Here is a 3,359-nt window from a genome sequence, read left to right on the forward strand (position 1 = left end):
CTCGGGCGTTGGTGCAGCACCCTGAGCTCCGCGCCAAAGCAATTGGTCACACCGATAGCACTGGTGGTGCAGATTTGAATCAGCGCTTGTCGTTAGAGCGAGCTCACGCGGTAACGAACTACCTTGTTCAGCGTGGTGTTAATGGTGGGTATTTGATGGCAGAGGGTCGTGGACCTAATAGTCCTATTGCTGATAACAGTACACCAGAGGGCCGTGCGATGAACCGTCGTGTTGAGCTATATCTGTACGCCATTCAGCAGTAATTTTACGCACTTTATGTGCCACCGCCCCAAGCGAATCGATTGGTAACGGTGCGCTTGGGGTTTTATTTTAATTATCCGCCTGCAGCCGCTGATAGATGGGGTGCGATGGGGCGATTAGCTCCATTAGCCGTTGGCTTAATTCGGGCGCATAGTCCTGATGACGAATTAGGTTTAGCAGTAGCTCCACATCATGGGTTTGCTGCAATAGCAAACTGAGCCTGGCCTCTAAATAATGGCGCCAATTAATTAAAAACGGGCTGTTGCTTTGTGGCATAAAAAGGCCGGTTAGATTTTGTAGTGCGGCCTCTACATAGCCGGCGGTGATTAGGGCTTCTAATTCTAAAAAGTCCGCACTAATAGGCACAAGTAAGCGATAGGGGCGCGAAGCAATCATCCCCCCAAGTCGACGGCGTAGGTGGGAAATCTCGGCTTTTAGTGTGGTGGTGCTGACTTTGCGTTCCCCATAAAGCGCATGGTGCAGTTGATCCAAGTGCAAACCTTTAGGGTGTAAAGCTAATAGGATCAGCACTTCGATTTGTCTTGGGGTAAGCTTTAGGGGTTTTGTGCCAAAACGCGCTTGTGGTGTACCCAAAGCGCGTAGTGTTAGCGTGTGTTGATGTTGGTGTTGTATATGTTTTTGAATCCGTTGCGCACAATGGGTTGCAGCAATAAGCCCAAGCTGATTTTGCCGTGAAAAATGCGTCGATAGATCGATTACACCAATAAGCTGTTGCGTTAAGGGATGAAAAATAGGCGCCGCATAACAAACCCAATCACAAATAGAGACCATGGTGTGCTCGGCCGCAATCACCGAACTGGGCTGGGCGATTTTTATGGCCAGCGCCAACGCATTATGCCCAACGGCACTTTCTGCCCATTGCCCACCGGCTACAAAATGCACTTGCTCTGCGGCCTGTTGCATGGAGCGTCCAGATTGCGTCCATAAAATAGTGCTGCCCGCATCAGCTACGGCTAACACCATATCGGCTTGGTTTGCAATATGCTGCAGCTCGGCTTGGCAATGCTGTAGTGCGAGCAATAAAGGTGATTGATAATGTCGAGTGGATAAATCCACCAAAGGCGCGGCCGTCTGCGGGCGACCGGCGGGCTGCATGAGAGAATCAGTAGAAGTGTTCATCGTTGTCTCCTAGCCATGATTGCCGTACCAACCTATTACCAACCGGGCTTGTTTATTCTGATTTTTCACGTAGATGATTGGCTGTGGTAGTCAGTCTGAACTTCTACTGTAGTCGAAAAACGTGAGTAAATAAACGTACTAGGAAGGAGACAATCATGCGTTACACTGATCCTAATCAACCTGGCTCCATCGTTGAATTTAAATCACAATACGAAAATTTCATTGGAGGCCAATGGGTGCCCCCTGTAAAAGGGCAGTACTTTGATAACCTTTCCCCTGTTAATGGGCAGGTCTTTACGCGTGTACCGCAATCGACCGCCGAAGATGTAGAGTTGGCTTTGGATGCCGCACATCGAGCAAAAACCCGCTGGAACGCTTCGTCGCCTGCAGAGCGCGAGCGTTTACTCAATAAAATTGCAGATCGCCTAGAGGAAAACCTGGAAAAAATCGCCGTGGCAGAAACGTGGGATAACGGCAAGCCCGTCCGTGAGACCTTGGCTGCTGATATTCCGTTGGCCATTGATCACTTTCGCTATTTTGCGGGTTGCATTCGTGCCCAAGAGGGGGGCATATCGGATTTAGACCAAAATACCGTTGCGTATCATTTTCATGAGCCGTTGGGGGTGGTTGGGCAAATTATTCCTTGGAACTTCCCTATTTTGATGGCGGCGTGGAAAATTGCGCCGGCTTTGGCAGCGGGTAACTGCATTGTGTTGAAACCCGCAGAGCAAACCCCAGCTAGCTTACTTTATGTGATCGAGCTGATTCAGGATTTATTACCCGCAGGAGTTTTAAATATTATCAATGGGTTTGGGGCGGAAGCGGGGCATGCTTTAGCGACGAACCCACGTATTGCAAAAATTGCTTTTACAGGGTCAACCGAAGTCGGACAGGTGATTATGCGCTCTGCGTCGGAAAATATTATTCCCGTCACCTTGGAGCTAGGTGGAAAATCGCCCAATATCTTTTTTGCTGATGTGATGGCAGCCGAGGACGATTTTTTAGAAAAAGCTTTGGAAGGTTTTACGATGTTTGCTTTAAACCAAGGCGAGGTTTGCACTTGCCCTTCACGGGCATTGGTGCAGGAATCGATTGCTGATGCGTTTTTAGAGCGCGCGATTGAGCGAGTGAAAAAAATCAAAACCGGGCACCCCTTAGATACCGAAACCATGGTGGGGGCACAGGCCTCTCAGGAGCAGCAGGATAAAATCTTACGCTATATGAAAATCGGCAAAGAAGAGGGCGCGAAGTTATTAACGGGCGGTGAGCCGCGCCAAGAGGAAAATAAAGGCTTCTATATTGACCCGACCGTGTTTAAGGGCAGTAACGATATGCGTATTTTCCAAGAGGAGATTTTTGGGCCGGTGCTAGCCGTCACTACGTTTAACGATTTTGATGAGGCGATTCAGATTGCCAACGATACGATGTATGGCTTAGGCGCTGGGGTGTGGACGCGTTCCATTCATGAGGCATATCGCGCTGGGCGTGCGATACAAGCCGGACGAGTATGGACAAACTGCTACCATATTTATCCAGCACATGCTGCTTTTGGTGGCTATAAAAAATCAGGCATAGGCCGAGAAAACCACAAAATGATGCTTGCGCATTATCAGAATACCAAAAACCTATTAGTAAGCTACGACACTAAGCCGATGGGGCTGTTTTAATCTAAATTAGCGGCGTAAAAAAACAGGGCAGCTTTATGCTGCCCTGTTGTGATTTTAAGCCTCGTGGTAGAGCTTACCGCCTTTTTGTACAAACTCGATGGATTTTTCTTCCATTCCTTTTTGTAAGGCCACTTCGGTATCTAAACCGTGCTCACGTGCATAATCACGTACGTCTTGAGAGATCTTCATACTGCAGAACTTTGGCCCACACATGGAGCAGAAGTGGGCGACTTTCATGGAGTCTTTGGGTAAAGTTTCATCATGGAATTCGCGTGCGGTATCTGGATCTAG

The 3,359-nt window shown here is 48.6% G+C and carries 3 protein-coding genes and 1 pseudogene; 2 read left to right on the forward strand and 2 right to left on the reverse strand.

What is annotated here, in order from left to right:
* Positions 1 to 263, forward strand: a 263-nt coding sequence (locus Q1V74_RS05655; RefSeq protein ID WP_300647437.1) for an OmpA family protein, incomplete at its 5' end; no start/stop codon positions are given.
* A gap of 67 nt (positions 264 to 330) precedes the next feature.
* Here the strand turns inward: Q1V74_RS05655 and Q1V74_RS05660 are convergent.
* A complete protein-coding gene (locus tag Q1V74_RS05660; RefSeq protein ID WP_300647438.1) occupies positions 331 to 1,401 on the reverse strand; it encodes a helix-turn-helix domain-containing protein in 1,071 nt (356 codons plus the stop codon).
* 155 nt (positions 1,402 to 1,556) lie between these two features.
* On the opposite strand from Q1V74_RS05660, the gene Q1V74_RS05665 reads away from it, so the two are divergent.
* Positions 1,557 to 3,068, forward strand: a complete 1,512-nt coding sequence (locus Q1V74_RS05665; protein WP_260650011.1) for an aldehyde dehydrogenase family protein — start codon at positions 1,557 to 1,559, stop codon at positions 3,066 to 3,068.
* 54 nt (positions 3,069 to 3,122) lie between these two features.
* Here Q1V74_RS05665 and Q1V74_RS05670 read toward each other — a convergent pair.
* Positions 3,123 to 3,359: pseudogene (locus Q1V74_RS05670) on the reverse strand (phosphomethylpyrimidine synthase ThiC); the annotation flags it as partial.

It is taken from the genome of Paenalcaligenes sp. (assembly GCF_030152715.1).
Taxonomy (GTDB): domain Bacteria; phylum Pseudomonadota; class Gammaproteobacteria; order Burkholderiales; family Burkholderiaceae_B; genus Paenalcaligenes; species Paenalcaligenes hermetiae.

Coding starts and splice junctions, on each gene's coding strand:
- Q1V74_RS05660 (WP_300647438.1), bottom strand. CDS start 1,401: ATGAACACTTCTACTGATTCTCTCATGCAGCCCGCCGGTCGCCCGCAG.
- Q1V74_RS05665 (WP_260650011.1), top strand. CDS start 1,557: ATGCGTTACACTGATCCTAATCAACCTGGCTCCATCGTTGAATTTAAA.